The sequence below is a fragment of the Rhodobacter sp. Har01 genome (assembly GCF_020564565.1).
In the GTDB taxonomy this organism is placed as follows: Bacteria; Pseudomonadota; Alphaproteobacteria; order Rhodobacterales; family Rhodobacteraceae; genus Pseudogemmobacter.
Map to the genome: position 1 here is coordinate 67078 of NZ_JAJCTD010000002.1, position 17322 is coordinate 84399.

General features: G+C 68.8%; 15 protein-coding genes. 9 read left to right on the forward strand and 6 right to left on the reverse strand.

The genetic code is table 11. From position 1 onward, the window contains the following. Positions 1 to 200 precede the first annotated feature (200 nt). Positions 201 to 608, forward strand: a complete 408-nt coding sequence (locus LHP98_RS06130) for an acyl-CoA thioesterase (RefSeq protein ID WP_227251643.1) — start codon at positions 201 to 203, stop codon at positions 606 to 608. A 1713-nt stretch (positions 609 to 2321) separates the two neighbouring features. Here LHP98_RS06130 and LHP98_RS06135 read toward each other — a convergent pair. Next, the gene (locus tag LHP98_RS06135; RefSeq protein WP_227251644.1) at positions 2322 to 4280 is read right to left on the reverse strand and encodes a methyl-accepting chemotaxis protein; all 1959 of its coding nucleotides are present in this window, start codon (positions 4278 to 4280) and stop codon (positions 2322 to 2324) included. A 151-nt stretch (positions 4281 to 4431) separates the two neighbouring features. Between LHP98_RS06135 and LHP98_RS06140 the strand changes: the two genes are divergently transcribed. The 3 genes from LHP98_RS06140 (at position 4432) to LHP98_RS06150 (ending at position 7193) form a co-directional block, all read left to right on the forward strand. Then, positions 4432 to 5067, forward strand: a complete 636-nt coding sequence (locus LHP98_RS06140; RefSeq protein WP_227251645.1) for a VOC family protein — start codon at positions 4432 to 4434, stop codon at positions 5065 to 5067. Positions 5068 to 5108: 41 nt separating this feature from the next. Continuing rightward, positions 5109 to 6188, forward strand: coding sequence for a cell division protein ZapE (gene zapE / locus LHP98_RS06145; protein WP_227251646.1), 1080 nt, complete (start codon positions 5109 to 5111; stop codon positions 6186 to 6188). A 105-nt stretch (positions 6189 to 6293) separates the two neighbouring features. Next, positions 6294 to 7193 (forward strand): DMT family transporter, encoded by a 900-nt coding sequence (locus LHP98_RS06150; RefSeq protein WP_227251647.1) that lies wholly within the window; start codon positions 6294 to 6296, stop codon positions 7191 to 7193. A gap of 67 nt (positions 7194 to 7260) precedes the next feature. Here the strand turns inward: LHP98_RS06150 and LHP98_RS06155 are convergent, their stop codons facing one another. From LHP98_RS06155 to serB, 4 genes are all read right to left on the reverse strand, one after another. Continuing rightward, the gene (locus tag LHP98_RS06155; protein ID WP_227251648.1) at positions 7261 to 7968 is read right to left on the reverse strand and encodes an SDR family oxidoreductase; all 708 of its coding nucleotides are present in this window, start codon (positions 7966 to 7968) and stop codon (positions 7261 to 7263) included. Positions 7969 to 8042: 74 nt separating this feature from the next. Then, on the reverse strand, positions 8043 to 8804 hold the full coding sequence (locus LHP98_RS06160; protein WP_227251649.1) for a TSUP family transporter: 762 nt from the start codon (positions 8802 to 8804) through the stop codon (positions 8043 to 8045). A 7-nt stretch (positions 8805 to 8811) separates the two neighbouring features. Continuing rightward, positions 8812 to 9291, reverse strand: coding sequence for a GNAT family N-acetyltransferase (locus tag LHP98_RS06165; protein ID WP_227251650.1), 480 nt, complete (start codon positions 9289 to 9291; stop codon positions 8812 to 8814). Next, positions 9288 to 10163 carry a phosphoserine phosphatase SerB gene (gene serB, locus LHP98_RS06170; RefSeq protein ID WP_227251651.1) on the reverse strand — a complete coding sequence of 292 codons (876 nt, stop codon included), beginning with the start codon at positions 10161 to 10163 and terminating at the stop codon, positions 9288 to 9290. Before serB ends, LHP98_RS06165 begins: the two co-directional genes overlap by 4 nt. Before the next feature lie 155 nt (positions 10164 to 10318). On the opposite strand from serB, the gene LHP98_RS06175 reads away from it, so the two are divergent. The 4 genes from LHP98_RS06175 (at position 10319) to LHP98_RS06190 (ending at position 14632) form a co-directional block, all read left to right on the forward strand. After that, on the forward strand, positions 10319 to 11476 hold the full coding sequence (locus LHP98_RS06175) for a phosphoserine transaminase (protein ID WP_227251652.1): 1158 nt from the start codon (positions 10319 to 10321) through the stop codon (positions 11474 to 11476). Positions 11477 to 11531: 55 nt separating this feature from the next. Continuing rightward, positions 11532 to 13130, forward strand: coding sequence for a phosphoglycerate dehydrogenase (serA, locus tag LHP98_RS06180; RefSeq protein WP_227251653.1), 1599 nt, complete (start codon positions 11532 to 11534; stop codon positions 13128 to 13130). 86 nt (positions 13131 to 13216) lie between these two features. Continuing rightward, complete coding sequence (locus tag LHP98_RS06185; protein ID WP_227251654.1) at positions 13217 to 13951, forward strand: metallophosphoesterase family protein; 735 nt, start codon at positions 13217 to 13219, stop codon at positions 13949 to 13951. Positions 13952 to 14071: 120 nt separating this feature from the next. Next, positions 14072 to 14632: a DUF2585 domain-containing protein gene (locus LHP98_RS06190; protein WP_227251655.1), complete on the forward strand. Its 561-nt coding sequence runs from the start codon at positions 14072 to 14074 to the stop codon at positions 14630 to 14632. On the opposite strand, the gene LHP98_RS06195 is transcribed toward LHP98_RS06190, so the two are convergent. After that, positions 14629 to 15729, reverse strand: a complete 1101-nt coding sequence (locus LHP98_RS06195) for an MFS transporter (RefSeq protein ID WP_227251656.1) — start codon at positions 15727 to 15729, stop codon at positions 14629 to 14631. The genes LHP98_RS06190 and LHP98_RS06195 overlap by 4 nt on opposite strands. A 158-nt stretch (positions 15730 to 15887) precedes the next feature. Here LHP98_RS06195 and bktB point away from each other — a divergent pair, with 158 nt between their 5' ends. Beyond that, a complete protein-coding gene (gene bktB, locus LHP98_RS06200; protein WP_227251657.1) occupies positions 15888 to 17057 on the forward strand; it encodes a beta-ketothiolase BktB in 1170 nt (389 codons plus the stop codon). Positions 17058 to 17322: the final 265 nt, after the last annotated feature.

The following is a 17322-nucleotide window of genomic DNA, read 5'->3' on the forward strand; positions in this document are numbered from 1 at the left end:
GCTGGCGGCGTTCAGGGAAAGGACGCCATGAAGCACCTTGGCAGCGATCCGGCGGGCCCGGTCTTCGGCAGTCCGGCAAACCCGTGCGGCGCGGCGAACCGGGGCCGGGCGACGGACCGGAACCGCACCGACGTCGCCGCACTGCGCATCCGCAACCCCGCCACCGAAAGCCGGCGCATCTTCGTCCAGAGGGCCCTGCCATGATCTACCACCGCTCCATCCGCATCGAGTTCAACCATTGCGACCCGGCCGGGATCGTCTTCTACCCGCGCTACTTCGAGATGACGAACTCGGTGGCCGAGAATTTCTTCAGGGACATCGGGCACTACCCGTACGAGGCCATGATGGCGGCGGGCGAGGGTGTTCCAACGGTGCGGGCCGAGGTCAGCTTCCATGCCCCGTCGCGCCTGGGCGAGGTGCTGGACTGGCAACTTCTGGTCACCCGCCTGGGGACCACCTCGATCGGCCTGCACCTTGAGGCGCATGGCGACGGGGTGCACCGCCTTGCCGCCGACGTGACCCTGGTCTTTGTCGGTCCCGGCCTGCGCCCGCAGCCCTGGCCGCCGGCCCTGCGCAACCGCCTTGCCGACTTCATCGCAGCCGCATGACGCCCAAGACCGCGCCGCCCCACCTGCCTGCGGCCCCTTCGACACACGCCACCGCCCTCGGGGGTCTGGCGGCGCCTCCCACAACCCCTGGCCGCGCCTGAAGGCCCGCCCGTGCTCACCCCGGCTCAGGGTCGGGGCAGGGGGGCGGGATCGCCCTGCGGCCTGGCCTGCAAGGTGCCGGGCCTGGCCTGTCCCGGCAGCAAACGCTTGCAGCCGGCCCTGTCCGGGATTGCCGCGAGGTTCATCCCCGGCCCGACGGCATTGGAGCGCCGGGGACCGACCCCGCCGCCCGCTCCTGCCCGGACGGACGGACCATCCTCACCTCGACCGGGCGTCGGGGTGACGGGCCCCTTGGCAAGCGCATCGCGCTCCGGCAACGCGGACCGGGTCGGTGCCTCAGGAGCCGGTTTCCGACCCGTCTGACGGCCTTTTGCCACTTGCGTCCGCCGGGCCGACCGCCGCCACGTCCATGCGGTTCCCCGGGGGCGCCACGATCAAGGCCCCCATGCGCGTGGCGGCGCGCGCTGGCCGGACCTGGACCGGTCCGCCGCAAGGATGACAGCCCCGGTCCCGGCATGCGCGGCCCCGGAGTCGGTGGCCGCGCGTTCCCCCGGCCCTGTCGCGACGCATCGCGTCCAGCGCGCCCGACGCGCCCGAGGCGGATCGCAGCCAGATCCTCTGGACAGGTGACGGGTTGGCGCCCGCCCCTTCGACAGCGCCCCGACCGACGGTCTCTGGCCGAATCAGGCCCGGGCGGGCAGTCTCACTGCGCCCTGAATCCGGCCAGGCCGTCGTTGCCGGACCCCGGCCGTCGCCTCGCGCGGGCAAGAGACCGTCCCGGCAGTTGCGCCTGAAGGCACGGTCGGCTTGTCGGCATGATCGGTCATGGCCTGGCCGAAAGCGACCGATGCCGGCCGACCCGCATCCGGGGCCAAGGCGCCTCGGCCCGCCAAGGACTGCCACATCAGGCCTTCGGCCACCTGCGCCGGGGGCCAACCCTCCCCAGTGTCGAACAGACCCACGTCCCGGCTTCGTCCCGACAGCACCAGCGCGCCCGGCCAGGCGACAGCCCGGACCGCAGGGCCTCAAGGCCGCAGGATGCCCTGGCCGCCGATGCCGGGAGGAACCCTCCCGCCTCGCCCGAAAGACCCATATCCCGGCTTCGCCCCGACAGTACCGGTGCGCCCGGCCAGTCGACAGCCCGGACCGCAGGGCCTCAAGGCCGCAGGATGCCCTGGCCGCCGATGCCGGGAGGAACCCTCCCGCCTCGTCCCGACAGGCACATGTCCCGGCTTCGTCCCGACAGCACCTGCGCGCCCCGCCAGGCGACAGCCCGGACCGCAAGGACCAAGTGTTGCTTGATGCCAGGGCACTCGCACCTCTGGCCAAAGGCCGGCAAGGTCGATTCTTCCCCAAGCCGCGCTCCGCTCGGCCTTGGGGGCTTGGGGAGTGGTGCTTCCGCCGGCCACTCGCCAACCGTGCCGCAGGGGGATTCGGATCTTCGTGCGGGGCCGAGGCACCCGTTCCGGTGCTCGGGTCCCGGCGATACCTGCGCCGTCCGCACCCCCCGCCGGGCAACCAAGGCGGCAAGGGCACCGGGATGGCCTGTTGCGGGTCTTCGACCGACGCCCGCCCAGGTGCCGCCGCGCCTTGGCTTGGGCTGCAAGCTTGCCTGCGGCCGCGTCTCGGGGCGCAGCGGTTGGCGGATTCGGTTCAGAAGTCCTCCCACTGACCGACATCGGAGGTTCCGGTGCGGGGCAGCGGGACCGGCTGGAACTCTTCGAGCCGAGGGGCGGCGGTCTGCGGATCCGGATGGGACGTGGAAGCCGGGCCGGCGGAGACAGCGGACAGGCCCGCGCCCATCGAAGCCGCGACCGGCACCGGGGTCAGACCGGCGCCCGCCGGCACCCGGAACCGCGCCAGGCTTTCGGTCAGCCGGGAAGCGTTGGCGTGCAGCGATTCGCTTGACGTCGTGGATTGCACCACCACGGCGGCATTGCGCTGGGTCACCTCGTCCAGCTGCTTGACGCCCGAGTTGATCTCGGACAGACCCAGCGACTGTTCCCGAGCCGAATTGGCGATGTCGGCGATCATCGTGGTCACGCTCTTGATGCGGTCAATCATTACGCCCAGGGCGGAACCGGTGGCATGCACAAGGCCGCTGCCAGCTTCGACCTGTTCGCTGGACTGGCTGATCAGGCGCTTGATTTCCTTTGCGGAATCCGACGCCCTCTGGGCCAGCGATCGAACTTCGCTGGCGACCACGGCAAAGCCCTTGCCGGCCTCGCCCGCCCGGGCCGCCTCGACGCCCGCGTTCAGCGCCAGCAGGTTGGTCTGGAAGGCGATGTCGTCGATCACATCGGTGATCCGGGTGATCTGGCGCGAGGATTGCTCAATCTGTTCCATGGCCGAGATCGCACGTTTCACCACGGCACCGCCCTCTTCCGCCTGGCGGGCGTTGTCGGCCATGGCGCTGTCAGCCTCGGCCGCGTTCTGCGCCGTCGACTGCACCGAAGCGGTCAGTTCATCCAGCGCGGCGGCGGTTTCTTCCAGCGTTGCCGCCTGAGTCTCAGTGCGGTTCGACATGTCCTGGGCGATGCCGTTGAACTCGGACGCACCGGCGTCGATCGACTGGGCGATCTGGCGCACCATCAGCATGGTTTCCGACAGTGTGTCGACCACCGCGTTGAAATTGCGGCGCAGTTCTTCATAGCGGGCCGGAAAGGGGGAATCGGCCGGGCTGGCGATGCTGGCGGTCAGGTCCAGCGTTGCCAGCCGCGACAGGCCCAGCGACAGGTCGCGCACCACGCGGGCCTGCTCCTCTTCGGTCTGCCGTGCGGTGACGGCCAGCAGTTCCGCCTCGCCCGAGGCATTGCGCCAGGCCTCGAAGCCGCGGGCGAAGGTGCCAATCTCGTCTGTGCGGGTCAGCGCCGGCACCTCCACGGTGGTATCGCCGCCGCGAATACGCTCCATCACCGCCGACAGGCCGGCCAGCGGGCGCAGTAGGGCCCGGTTGGCAAGATACAGCACCAGTGCACCCAGTGCGGCGGCCAGCGCCAGGCCGATCAGCATTTCCCGACGCGATTCGGCAACCGCCTGGGCCTGTGCGGCCGCGGGAATGAAGTTGCCAAGGATGCCGATCACCTTGCCGGCAGTGTCCTTCACCGGGCGCAGGTTCAACAGGTAGGCCTCGCCGAACAGATCGGCCTCGCCGATGAACGGCTCTCCGCGCAGCATCGCCTCGCGCGAGGGGTGGTCCTTGCCCAGCGGCTTGTTCACCCAGCGCTGGCCTTCCGGCGAATGCAGGCTGGTCGAGACGCGGACAAAGTCGTCTTGCGTGGCGTCCCAGCGCAGGATCGAGAAATCGGTGCCCATCAGATCGTGCAATTCATCAACGATCCGGTGATCCTGGAAATCCGGGATCGCCGGCCAGACGACATTGTTCACCTCGCCGTCGTCGGTGATGCTGTAGGTCATCTCGGGGAAGTCGTCCTGCACCAGTTCGGCCGAGACGCGGGCGGCGATTTCCATCGTGGCTTGCAGTTCGGTGTCCTTGAACTGGTTCAGGCCATGGCTTGACACCAGAAAGCCGACACTGCCGACGATCAGGAAGAACAGGACGGAGAGGCCGGTCAGCTTTGACACGAGTCCGAGGGAACGCAGGCGATTCATCTTCTTCCTCTGGCTTGCAGGGCAGGTTTGGCTGAACGCTGATCGCAAGGCGTGTAGATTCGGTTAGCAGCAGCCCGGCGGTTTCGACTTTTCCCCGGCGAAAGGGCGTGGTTTCCTGCGGCACCTTCCCCGTCGCCCCCTGCAGGCCCCCATGACCGTCATCCCCGAGCTTCTGGTCCGCGATGTTGCCGCCGCCCGGCGCATGCTGTGCGGCACCTTCGGCTTTGCCGATGCCGGGCCCGGCCGGCTGAGCTGTCACGACCAGACCATCGCGCTGGCCGAAGGCAATCCGGCCGGCCATGGTGCCATCGACCATCTGGCGCTGTCCGTGCCTGACCTTGACGCCGCCGCCGAGGCTGCCCTCGCCCGGGGCGCGCGGCGCGATCCCGCCGTCACGCCCGATGGCCCGCGCGCCATTGCCGAGTTCTGGGGCGGCGTGCGCTTTGTTTTCCTGCAAGGCCCCGAGGGCGCCCGGATCGAGCTGATCGAGCGCCCCGCCGCCCCGCGCGGCCCGGGCCTTGACCACATCGGCCTGCCGGTCCCCGACATCGCCGCCGCCACCGCCTTTGCCGAAGGCCTGGGCGCGCGGCTTGCCGCATCGGTCCGCCTCAGCCGCCCCGAAGGCATCACCGAGGTGCGCTTCCTGACCCTCGGCGCCGCGATGCTTGAGCTGTATCAGCCCCCCTTCCCCTCGGCCCCGGCCACACCCGGCCTCTGGCACCGTCTGCTGATCCCCGGCATCCGGCCGCAGACCGGCCCCGGCGGGCTGGTCGTGGCCCCCCCCTGAGCCCGGCTTTCCAGCCCGACCCGATCGCGGTATACAAAGGTATGCGGCAGACCCTCACCGAAATCTACGATACCCGCGTCGCGGCCGGCACACTCCGCCCCGACCCCGGGCAGCACGCCGTACTGCCGCTGCTGGAAGACCTGCGCGCCTGGCTGGAAGCCAACCCCACCCGCAGGGTCGGCCTGTTCGCCGGCCTCTTCGCACGCCCCGTCGCGCCGCCGAAGGGTCTGTATCTCTGGGGCGGGGTCGGGCGCGGCAAATCCATGCTGATGGACCTCTTCACCGAGGCCACCGACATCGCGCAGAAGCGCCGCGTCCACTTCCACGCCTTCATGCAGGAGATCCACCGCGGCATGCACGCGGCCCGCCAGACCGGCGTCGAAGACCCGCTGACCCCGGTCGCCGAGACGGTCATCCGCGACACCCGCCTTCTTGCCTTCGACGAGATGCAGATCACCGACATCACCGACGCCATGCTGGTCGGCCGGCTGTTCGAAAAGCTGATCGCCGGTGGCACGGTGATCGTGACCACCTCGAACCGCCCGCCCGAAGACCTGTATCGCAACGGCCTGAACCGGGTGCTGTTCCTGCCCTTCATCGCGCATTTGCGCGACCGGATGCATGTTGTCGAACTGGAAAGCCCGACCGATTTTCGCCAGCATCGCCTGGCCGGCGCACAGGTCTATTTCCACCCCGTCGGCGCCTCGCATGGCGAGTTGCAGCGGATCTGGCAGGATCTGACCGGCGGCGCCCCGGGCACCCCGCTCCGGCTGTCGGTGAACGGCCGCGAGACCGTGCTGCCGCAGTTCTCGACCGGCGTCGGCCGCGCCAGCTTCTGGGAGCTGTGCGGCCGCCCGCTCGGCCCGGCCGACCATCTGGCCATCGCGCAGGCCTGCCGGGTGCTGATCCTGGAAGATATCCCCCAACTGGGCAGCACCAACTACAACGAGGCCAAGCGCTTCGTCACCCTGATCGACGCGCTCTACGAGGCCAAGGTCCGCCTGATCTGCTCGGCCGCCGACGTTCCCGAACGGTTGTACGTCGAAGGCGAAGGATCGTTCGAATTCGAACGCACCGCCAGCCGCCTGCGAGAGATGCAGGGAGCCGGCTGGGGGCTGTAGCCGGGGTGCAATAGCCTCCGCCCACCGGAAACTGCCGGCCATGCCGCCTTGCCACCGCAGGGGCAGTCCGTTGGCGACTTCGGCAGGGTCTGCTAGCGCTGCACCATGACCACGAATCGTGTCACCCTCATCGCCTCGTCCATCGTCCTCTGGACGGGAATCTTCTGGGGGGTCTACTGGCTGCCCGTGCGGGCTCTTGCTGAACGCGGATTGCCGGGTGCCTGGGGCACGGCGGCCATCACGCTGGGGGCGGTCGGGCTTCTTCTCCCCGTTGCGTGGACGAACCGGCGCCAGATCGCAACGGCCAACCGCATTGCCCTGGCCTCGATCGCCCTCGGCGGTGCCGCCTTTGCGCTGTACTCGATCGGCTTCACGTCCGGGCGGGTCGCCATCATCATCCTGCTGTGGTTTCTCAGTCCGGTCTGGGCCACCCTGATCGGACGATTTCTCATGGGCTGGCCTATCCCGAGACTTCGTCTGCTGGCCATCGCAGTCGGCCTGTCAGGCCTTGTCCTGATGCTGGGGGCCGGGGGCGGACCGCCCTTTCCCAAGGGAATCGGCGAGTGGATGAGCTTTCTGGGCGGTGTTCTCTGGGCCTTCTCGACCGTTGGAATCCGCGCCAGGTCCGACATCGGACCGGCCTCGGCGGCCTTTGTCTTCGCCCTGGGCGCCGCCGCGACCTCGCTCTTGCTGGCCCCGCTTCTGACCCCCCTGAGCGCCCCGTCACCAGGCGCCCTGATCCCCGCGATTGCGCTTGCATTGCTGGCCGGGGGCCTCTGGTGGGGGGTGTCGATGGCCGGCCTGATGTGGGCGACCGTCCGCCTTGACCCCGCACGTGTCAGCATCCTGCTGATGACCGAGGTCCTGGTCGGAGCGGTCTCGGCCGCCGTTCTGGCCGGAGAACTTCTTGATCCGCTGGAAATCGCCGGCGGCGCGCTTGTGCTTTGCGCAGGCGTTCTGGAAGTCTGGCCTGCGCGCCGCACCCCTTCCAGGGGCGGCACATGACAGCAGGACGACCGCGCCCGGCCCAGGCATCCCACCCCCGGCTTCCTGCCGCGGAACCGGGTGCTGTTCACACGCTGCGGGTCAGCCCGCCATCGACCCGAAGGTTCTGCCCGGTGATGTAGCCCGCGCCATCGGACAGCAGGAAGGCCACGGTCGCGGCGATCTCTTCCGACCGGCCATAGCGGCCCATCGGCACCATCTGCCGGCGCTCCTCGGTCGCGGGCAGGCTGTCGATCCAGCCCGGCAGTACGTTGTTCATGCGGATGTTCTTCGCGGCGTAGGTGTCGCAGAAGACCTTGGTGAAGGCGGCAAGGCCGGCGCGGGCGACGGCGCTGGTCGGGAACATCGCCGAGGGCTCGAACGCCCAGGCGGTGGAGATGTTGACGATGGCGCCGCCGGTGCCCTGCGCCTCCATGATCGGGGTTACCGCCCGTGCGGCGCGCACGACGTTCAGAAAGTAGACGTCCATCCCCTTGTGCCAGTCGGCATCGCTGATCTCCAGAATCGGCGCGCGGGGGCCATGGCCGGCCGAGTTCACCAGCCCGTCGATGCGGCCCCAACGGTCCATCACGGCGGCAACCGCGCGGGCGACGTCGGACTCGTTCTGGTTCGATCCGGTAACGCCGACGCCGCCCAGTTCGGTGGCCAGCGCCTCGCCCTTGCCCGAGGACGACAGGATGCCCACCCGCCAACCGCCCGCCGCAAGCGCCCGCGCGCAGTCCGCCCCCATGCCCGACCCGCCAGCCGTCACCAGCGCCACCTTGCCGTCCGCCATGTCCCGTCCCTTTCGCGTGAAGCCCTTGGGCCAGTCTGCCGCCCGGCAAGGCAAAGGTTAAGCCGTGTTCGCGGTCAAGCGAAGCTCTGCCAGATCAGCCGCAGGGCCATCCCGGTCGAGGTCACCACGAGCAGGGGCCGGATCAGCCGCGCGCCCACCCGCATCGCCGCCCGCGCCCCCAGCGCAGCACCAGCCACCTGGGCCAGGGCCATCGCGAAGCCCACCGCCCACCAGGTTGCGCCAGAAGGGATGAACACCAGCAGCGAGCCGACGTTCGAAGCGAAGTTCAAAAGCTTGGTATGCGCCGTGGCCTTGAGCACGCCAAAGCCCGCCAGCAGCACGAAGCCCATCATGAAGAAGCTGCCGGTGCCCGGTCCGAAGAACCCGTCGTAGGCAGCGATCAGGGGCACCGCGGTGAAGGTGAAGACGGCAGGTTTCACCCGCCGGGTCCGGTCGTCGTCGGACAGGCCCTTGCGGAAGGCAAAGAAGGCGGCAACGGCGATCAGGACGACAGGCATGATCACCCGCAGCACCTCGGCCGGAATCAGGTGCGCCACCAGCGCCCCCGCCGCCCCGGCCAGGCAGGCAACGGCCGCCATCAGAAGTTGCGACCCCAGCCGGACATGCCCGGCCCGAGCATAGGCCAGCGTGGCCGTGCCGGCGCCGAAGCTGCCCTGCAGCTTGTTCGTCGCCAGCGCCTGCACCGGATCAGCCCCGGCCAGCAGCAGCGCCGGCACGGTGATCAGCCCGCCGCCACCCGCGATGGAATCGACGAACCCCGCCAGAAAGGCGGCAAGGATCAGCAATACGGCAATCTCGGTGGCGACTTCGAACATCCGCGGGCTACAGCACGAACCGGCGCGACACCCGGCCGACAACGCGCCCATCGTCCAGCGCCCAGTCGGGATCATGGGCGCAATCGACAAAGCCGATGCGGGCACAATAGGCCAGACCGGGAACATTGTCGGCCCGGATGGTGGCGTTCAGGTCGCACAGACCCGCCCCCCGCGCCGCGGCCAAGGTGGCCACGAAAAGCTGCGCCCCTAGGCCCTTGGCCTGCAATCCCGGCTCGATAAAGGTGCCGATGTCGCCTGTCGAGGCCGGAAGCTGGGGATTGCGGCCGACGGACTGAAAGCCGACCACGCGCCCGTCAAGCTCGGCCACCATGCAGGTCAGCGTGTGGGGACCGTCGATGCAATCGACCAGAACCCGTTCGGCCGGTTTCGGGTGCTGGTGAGCAGTGGTGCCGCCGATGGCGATGATCCGGTTCAGCAGATCGGTCATGGCGGGGGCGTCGGCGAGGGTGGCGGGGCGGATGATCATGCTGCGAAGTCTTCGCGGGAAATCCCCTGAAGGTAAAGCAGCGCCGTCAGGTCGCCGTGGTTCACGCGAATGTCGCATTCGGCCTGAACGCGGGGCTTGGCGTGCAGCGCAACGCCGGTGCCGGCGCGCAAGAGCATCGGCAGGTCATTGGCGCCGTCGCCCACGGCAAGGGCCTCGGCGGGGGTGATACCAAGGCGGGCGGTGATCTCCTCCAGCGCCTGAAGCTTGGCCTCCTTGCCGAGGATGGGTTCGGCGACCTGGCCGCAAAGGGCGCCCGCTTCTGCGAGCAGGATGTTGGCGCGGTTCTCGTGGAACCCCAGACGTTCGGCGATGGGGTCGGTGAAGGCCGTGAAGCCGCCGGACACAAGGGCGGTATGGGCGCCGGCTGCGCGCATGGTGGCCAGCAGGACCGGGCCGCCGGGCATCAGGGTGATGCGGTCCCGGATCACGCGGGCGATGACCGATTCGGACAGTCCCTTGAGCAGGCCCACGCGTTCGCGCAGGGCGTCCTCGAAGTCGAGTTCGCCGTTCATCGCGCGGGCGGTGATGTCGGCGACATAGGTGCCCACGCCGGCCTCGTCGGCCAGTTCGTCGATGCATTCCTGCTGGATCATGGTCGAATCCATGTCGGCGATGAGCAGGCGCTTCCTGCGGCCTTCGGACGGCTGAACGACGAGGTCAATCTGGAATGCCTGCAGGCTGTCCCAGACCTGCCAGCGGTTCTCGGGTACGGCGGACACCGGGAACTCGGCCGCGATGCCCGGGGCCAGCCAGCGCGCATCGCCCCCGGCCCAGGCGTTGCGGAGCGAGTCCACCGTGACGCGGTCCAGCACCGGGGTTGCGGGATTGGTCAACAGCGTGGCGGTGAACATGGGCGCGTGTTTCCGATGGTGAACGGGAATGCCGCTTTCGCGCGACGATGCGGCGCTTTAGCGCGCTTTTCCGGCTTGTGCCAGCCCGCCCGGCCCGTTAGACGCGGCGGCGGGACACCCCTCCCCAACGAGGGGCCTTTAGCTGGAAGGCTACCATGACAGACCTGACCCCGCCGGCCAAGCGCCCGGCCAATCCGCGCTTCTCTTCTGGCCCCTGCGCCAAGATCCCCGGTTACTCCCTTGACATGCTGGCCGACGCGCCCCTCGGGCGGTCGCACCGCGCCGCGGTGGGCAAGGCCAAGCTGAAAGAGGCCATCGACCTCACCCGCGACATCCTGGGCGTGCCGGCGGACTACCGCATCGGCATCGTTCCCGCCTCGGACACCGGCGCGGTGGAGATGGCGCTGTGGAGCCTGCTGGGCGCCCGCGGCGTTGAGATGCTGGCCTGGGAGAGCTTCGGCGAAGGCTGGGTGACCGATGTGGTCAAGCAGCTGAAGCTGGACGCCACCGTCCGCAAGGCGCCCTACGGGCAGATCGTCGACCTGACCACGGTCGATTTCGACAAGGACGTGGTCTTCACCTGGAACGGCACCACCAGCGGCTGCCGGGTGCCGAACGGCGACGCCATTCCCGCCACCCGCGCCGGCCTGACGATCTGCGACGCCACCTCGGCCGCCTTCGCGATGGACCTGCCCTGGGACAAGCTGGATGTGACCACCTTCTCCTGGCAGAAGGTGCTGGGTGGCGAAGGCGCGCACGGGATGCTGATCCTGAGCCCCCGCGCGGTCGAGCGGCTGGAGACCTACACCCCCGCCTGGCCGCTGCCGAAGATCTTCCGGCTGACGGCCAAGGGCAAGGTGTCCGAGGGCATCTTCGCGGGCGAGACGATCAACACGCCGTCGATGCTGGCGAATGAGGACTACCTGGTCGCGCTGAAATGGGCGAAATCGGTGGGGGGCCTGAAGGGCCTGGTCGCCCGGGCGCAGGCCAATGCGCAGGTGGTGTGGGACTTCTGCGCCGCCAACCCCTGGATCGCCAACCTGGCCGAGACGCCCGAGATCGCCTCGACCACCAGCGTCTGCGTCAAGTTCACCGATCCGCGGATCGTGGACGGCGAGGCCTTCGCCAAGGCGGTGGCCAAGCGGATCGAGAAAGCCGGCGCAGGCTTCGATCTGGGCGCCTATCGCGATGCACCTGCGGGGCTGCGCATCTGGTGCGGATCGACGGTGGAAACCGCCGATGTGGCCGCGCTGATGCCCTGGATCGACTGGGCTTTCCACGCCGAGATTGCCGCGCTGACGGAAGCGGCCTGAGCGAGCGGTGGGGTCAAACCCCACCCTACCCCAATTCCAGACAGAGGAGCCCCCGATGGCCCGTCCCCGCGTTCTTGTTTCCGACGAACTGAGTGAAACCGCCGTCCAGATCTTCCGCGACCGTGGCGTCGAGGTCGACTACATGCCCAAGCTGGGCAAGGACAAGGAAAAGCTGGCCGAGATCATCGGCAACTACGATGGCCTTGCCATCCGCTCGGCCACCAAGGTGACCGAGAAGCTCCTGGAGAAGGCCGACCGGCTGAAGGTCGTCGGCCGCGCCGGCATCGGGGTCGACAACGTCGATATCCCGGCCGCGTCGAAGAAGGGCGTGATCGTGATGAACACGCCCTTCGGCAACTCGGTCACCACGGCCGAACACGCCATCGCAATGATGTTCGCCGTTGCCCGGCAACTGCCCGAGGCGAATGCCTCGACCCATGCCGGCAAGTGGGAAAAGTCCAAGTTCATGGGCGTGGAGCTGTTCAACAAGACCCTGGGCGTGATCGGCGCCGGCAACATTGGTGGCATCGTCTGCGATCGCGCCGTGGGGCTGAAGATGAAGGTCATCGCCTATGACCCCTTCCTGTCGGAAGAGCGCGCCAGGACCCTGGGCGTGCACAAGGTGGAACTGGACGAGCTGCTGGCCCGCGCCGATTTCATTACCCTGCACGTGCCGCTGACCGACAAGACCCGCAACATCCTGTCGAAGGAAGCGCTGGAGAAGACCAAGCCGGGCGTCCGCATCATCAACTGTGCCCGCGGCGGGTTGATCGACGAGACCGCGCTGAAGGACGCGCTGGACTGGGGCCATGTCGCCGGCGCCGCGCTGGACGTGTTCGAGACCGAACCGGCCACGGAGAACCCGCTGTTCAACCACCCCAACGTGGTCGTCACCCCGCACCTCGGCGCCTCCACCACCGAGGCGCAGGAGAACGTCGCCCTGCAGGTGGCCGAGCAGATGTCGGACTACCTGCTCACCGGCGCGGTGCAGAACGCGCTGAACATGCCCAACGTCACCGCCGAAGAGGCCGCGGTGATGGGCCCCTGGATCAAGCTGGCCAGCCACCTGGGCAGCTTCATCGGCCAGATGACGGATGAGCCGATCAAGGCGATCAACATCCTCTACGACGGCACGGTCGCCGAGATGAACACCGCCGCTCTGAACCAGTCGGTGATCGCCGGCGTGCTCAAGGCGCAGAACCCCGATGTCAACCTGGTCTCGGCGCCGGTGGTGGCCAAGGACAAGGGCATCCAGATCTCGACCACGCGGCAGGACAAGTCGGGCAGCTTCGACGCCTACATCAAGGTGACCATGGTCACCGACAAGCGCGAGCGCAGCGTGGCCGGCACCTGTTTCAGCGACGGCAAGCCGCGGTTCATCCAGATCAAGGGCATCAACATCGACGCCGAGGTCGGCGCCCACATGCTCTATACCACCAACGAGGACGTTCCGGGCATCATCGGCCTTCTGGGCATGACCATGGGCAAGAACGGCGTCAACATCGCCAACTTCACCCTCGGCCGCTCGGGCATCGGCCAGGACGCCATCGCGCTCTTGTACCTTGACCAGGCGATCGACCCCAAGGTGGTGGACACGCTGGAATCCACGGGTATGTTCCAGCAGGTCAAGCCGCTCGCCTTCGACGTGGGCTGAGTTGCCTTCCGGCTTGCTTTTCACCAAATACCCCGGGGGTCCGGGGGCATTGCCCCCGGCCTCTCCACCCCGCGAAGGCGAAACTCATGCGCGCCTATGCCATCGGCGACATCCACGGCCAGCTCGGCCTTCTGAAGGCCGCACATGACCGCATCGCCACCGACAGTGTCCGCCACGGCCCCGCCCCCGTGGTGCATGTCGGAGACCTGGTCGACCGCGGCCCCGACAGCCGCGGCGTCATCGACTTCCTGATGCAGGGCATCGCCGCAGGGCAGGACTGGACCGTCCTGAAGGGCAACCACGACCGCCTGTTCACCCGCTTTCTGCATGACCCCTTCGACCAAGACCCGGGGCTGCGGTCAGAGTTCACCTGGCTCCACCCGCGACTTGGCGGAGCCGAGACGCTCGCCTCCTACGGCGTGCGGTCGGCCGCCGACCGGCGCGCGGCGCTGGTGCAGGCGGATGCCGTCCAGCTTGTGCCGCAGGCGCACCGCAGCTTCCTTGAGGGCCTGCCCGCCTGGCACCGCATCGGAGAGGTGCTGTTTGTCCATGCCGGCATCCGCCCCGGCATCCCCATCGAGAGCCAGACAGAAACCGACCTGATCTGGATTCGCCAGCCCTTTCTGGACGACCCGCGGGACCATGGGCCGCTGATCGTGCATGGCCACACCGCGCTGGACGCCCCCACGCATCATGGCAACCGGGTGAACATCGACAGCTCTGCCGGTTACGGCGGCCCGCTGACCGCCATTGCCCTGGAAGGCCGCGAGGTGTTCCTGCTGACCGACGCCGGCCGGGTGCCGCTGCGGCCGATGATCTGACGGCCGAAAAAGATGTCCGAAGCCAATCATCGTCCGCGGGTCAGGCCGCAGCACACCGCCGCGTGCGCAGCCGCAAGGCAAACCCTTTACGCGCCGCCCAAGGCATGATTCCCTGACCCGATGCTCAAGCGCCTGTCCCCCTGGGCCGTCACCGCCCTGATCATCGCCCTCGCCGCCGCCTACCTGTTGTGGATCGGGCGAGAACCGATCTGCAAATGCGGATACGTCAAGCTCTGGCACGGCGTGGTGGTCAGCTCCGAGAACTCGCAGCACCTGACCGACTGGTATACCCCCAGCCACATCATCCACGGCTTCGCCTTGTTCGGCGCGCTCTGGCTGCTGGCGCGGCGGCTGTCCATCGGCTGGCGGCTGGCGATTGCCACGCTGGTCGAAGCAGCCTGGGAGCTGATCGAGAACTCGGACGCGGTGATCGAGCGTTATCGCAGCGTCACCATCTCGCTGGACTATTACGGCGACAGCGTGATCAACACGGTGGCCGACATCCTGGCAATGGTGCTGGGGTTCTTCCTTGCCGCGCGCCTGCCGGTCTGGCTGACGGTGGTGCTGGCCATCGGCTTCGAGGCGGTGACGATCTGGCTGATCCGCGACGGGCTGGTGCTGAACGTGCTGATGCTGCTCTGGCCGCTGGACTGGGTGGCCAACTGGCAGGCAGGCCGTTAGCGGGACATGCCGCGCAGGGACACCAGCGCGGCCAGCGTGGCCGCCAGGCTTAGCCCCAGGACGATCCAGAAAAAGCCCAACGGGCCAAGGGCTGCCATGGCAGGTCCAATGACGACGGGCGACAGGATTCCGCCCACCAGCCCGGCGGCGATGATGGTCGGTGGCACGCGCGGGTCGTCGCCCATCTTGCGGCTGGCGGTGACATAGAAGCCGGGGAAGAACAGCCCCGCGGGTGCGCCCATGGCAACGAAGAAGGCGCCCGCATGAACCAGGACGGCGCCGAGCGCGCACAGAGCGGTCAGACCCAGCGCAAAGGTGTAAAGCGCGAATGAGGGGATGCGGTGCGCCGTGAAGGACAGCACCATGCGGGCCGCCAGGAACACCAGGAAGAAAGCCGAAAGGTGGCGGGCGGCAGAGACCTCGGAATGGCCGGCAGCGATCAGGGCGGCAGGGCCAAGGCCGCCAAGGCAGGCCTCGATGCCGATGGCGACGGCGCCGAAGGCCAGGATGGGCAGGTGCAGCCGGTAGGGCCGCGTTGTGCCATCGGTCAGGGCGACAGGGCGGCTGGCGGCGCCCGACCCAAGCCAGACCAGGGCGGCAAGGACCGCGGTCAGGCCAAAGCCCAGGCGCGGGTCGCTGCCCAGCGCCACGAAGACCAGCGGCGACAGGATGGCACCCACGGCGAAGGTGGCGTTGAGAAAGCTGAGCATCGACGGGCCCTGCCGGCCGAAGGCGGCCAGCACCCGGGGGTTGAAGACGGCGGTGGCCATGCCGTAGCCGGCGCCGAAGACGGCTGCTGCAAGCAGGGTCGCCGGCCAGCCGGCCATGGTGGCAATGCCGGCAGCGCCCAGGACCATGGGTGCCAGTGCATGCCGGGGGGTGATCCGGGGTCCGGCAAGGAAGGTGATCGCCACACCGATGGCGCAGCCCACCCAATGCGCCGAGATCAGCACGCCCGCCGCGGGCAGGCTCAGCCCGAAGGCGCGGGCGAAGGCCGGCAGCGCCGGGCCATAGAACGACTGCCCCGCGCCCATCAGCACGAAGCTTGCCACTCCGGCGACCAGAAGCCCTGCATTGGCCCGGATGAGTTCGCGCATGCCGGTCTCCTTGCGTCGGACCGCCCGCGCCCCGTGTCGCCCGGCGCCAGAGGCGTGTCAACGCCCGCTCACCGGCTTTGCGACGTGACGTCATGGTGTAAGCGCGGCCGCGGCGGCGTAGTCTACAAGATACCCTGTCCGCTTGCGCGAGGCCCGCCATGACCGACGTCTTCCTGCTGTCCGCCGCCCGCACCGCCATTGGTACCTTCGGCGGCGCGCTGTCGTCCTTGCCCCCCATCGACCTGGCGGCCCACGCCGCCAAGGCCGCCATCGCCCGCGCGGGAATAGAGGCCGGGCAGATCGGCACGGTGGTCTTTGGCCACGTCATCAACACCGAGCCGCGGGACATGTATCTGAGCCGGGTCGCCTCGATCCAGGCGGGGGTGCCGCAGGAGACGCCGGCGATGAACGTCAACCGGCTGTGCGGGTCGGGCGCGCAGGCCATTGTCTCGGCAGCACAAGTGCTGCTGCTGGGCGAGGCCGACATGGCGCTGGCCGGCGGGGCCGAGTGCATGAGCCGCTCGCCCTATGCACTGACGGCGGCGCGCTGGGGGCAGAAGATGGGGGACACCAAGGCCGTCGACATGATGACCGGCGCGCTGACCTGCCCGTTCGGGACCGGGCACATGGGGGTGACGGCCGAGAACGTGGCGGCGCAGGACGGGATCAGCCGGGCCGACCAGGATGCCTTTGCGCTGGAGAGCCAGGCCCGGGCGGGGCGGGCGATTGCCGAGGGGAGGTTCGTTCAAGAGATTGTTCCAATTGAGATTTCCGGCCGCAAAGGGCCGGTGGTCTTTGCCGTGGATGAGCATCCCAAGGCCACGACGGCCGAGGCGCTGGCAGCACTGCGGCCGGCGTTCCAGAAGGATGGCTCGGTGACGGCGGGCAACGCCAGCGGGCTGAACGACGGCGCGGCGGCGCTGGTGCTGGCGCGCGGGGGGGCCTTGGCGGGGCTGACCCCGCGGGCGCGGATCATGGGCTGGGCGGTGGCGGGGGTGGACCCCAAGGTGATGGGGCTGGGGCCTATTCCGGCGGTGCGGGCGCTGTGCGCCAAGCTGGGGGTCACCCCGCAAAGCTTTGATATCGTTGAGTCGAACGAGGCCTTCGCGGCGCAGGCGCTGGCGGTTTCCCGCGCGCTGGAGTTGGACCCGGCGAAGGTGAACCCGAACGGCGGGGCCATCGCGCTGGGGCATCCGGTGGGGGCGACGGGGGCGATCCTGACCGTCAAGGCACTGCATGAGCTGGAGCGGACGGGCGGCAAGACCGCGCTGGTGACGATGTGCATCGGCGGTGGGCAGGGGATCGCGCTGGCGCTGGAGCGGGTCTGACGGGGCGGGGCACCAAGCGACTGAATCCGCAAGAAATTTCAGGTATGCAGCAGGTATGGCCCGCGGATGGCTGACGCATGGCTTGCAGCCATACGTTTTCGCCCGCGGGCCGGCCCTGACGGTCTGGGGGCGGCCCGAGGAAGGCCGCAAGGGGCGAGCGGAGAGGTGACGGCGCAGAAGCGCCCGCATCCCGATACGTTGCTGGGGCGGTCGGGCGCTGGCCGGGGCCGCTTTGCGGCTGTTAACCCGGCCGGGGAGTCGTTCT

Coding starts and splice junctions, on each gene's coding strand:
- LHP98_RS06130 (WP_227251643.1), top strand. CDS start 201: ATGATCTACCACCGCTCCATCCGCATCGAGTTCAACCATTGCGACCCG.
- LHP98_RS06135 (WP_227251644.1), bottom strand. CDS start 4,280: ATGAATCGCCTGCGTTCCCTCGGACTCGTGTCAAAGCTGACCGGCCTC.
- LHP98_RS06140 (WP_227251645.1), top strand. CDS start 4,432: ATGACCGTCATCCCCGAGCTTCTGGTCCGCGATGTTGCCGCCGCCCGG.
- zapE (WP_227251646.1), top strand. CDS start 5,109: ATGCGGCAGACCCTCACCGAAATCTACGATACCCGCGTCGCGGCCGGC.
- LHP98_RS06150 (WP_227251647.1), top strand. CDS start 6,294: ATGACCACGAATCGTGTCACCCTCATCGCCTCGTCCATCGTCCTCTGG.
- LHP98_RS06155 (WP_227251648.1), bottom strand. CDS start 7,968: ATGGCGGACGGCAAGGTGGCGCTGGTGACGGCTGGCGGGTCGGGCATG.
- LHP98_RS06160 (WP_227251649.1), bottom strand. CDS start 8,804: ATGTTCGAAGTCGCCACCGAGATTGCCGTATTGCTGATCCTTGCCGCC.
- LHP98_RS06165 (WP_227251650.1), bottom strand. CDS start 9,291: ATGATCATCCGCCCCGCCACCCTCGCCGACGCCCCCGCCATGACCGAT.
- serB (WP_227251651.1), bottom strand. CDS start 10,163: ATGTTCACCGCCACGCTGTTGACCAATCCCGCAACCCCGGTGCTGGAC.
- LHP98_RS06175 (WP_227251652.1), top strand. CDS start 10,319: ATGACAGACCTGACCCCGCCGGCCAAGCGCCCGGCCAATCCGCGCTTC.
- serA (WP_227251653.1), top strand. CDS start 11,532: ATGGCCCGTCCCCGCGTTCTTGTTTCCGACGAACTGAGTGAAACCGCC.
- LHP98_RS06185 (WP_227251654.1), top strand. CDS start 13,217: ATGCGCGCCTATGCCATCGGCGACATCCACGGCCAGCTCGGCCTTCTG.
- LHP98_RS06190 (WP_227251655.1), top strand. CDS start 14,072: ATGCTCAAGCGCCTGTCCCCCTGGGCCGTCACCGCCCTGATCATCGCC.
- LHP98_RS06195 (WP_227251656.1), bottom strand. CDS start 15,729: ATGCGCGAACTCATCCGGGCCAATGCAGGGCTTCTGGTCGCCGGAGTG.
- bktB (WP_227251657.1), top strand. CDS start 15,888: ATGACCGACGTCTTCCTGCTGTCCGCCGCCCGCACCGCCATTGGTACC.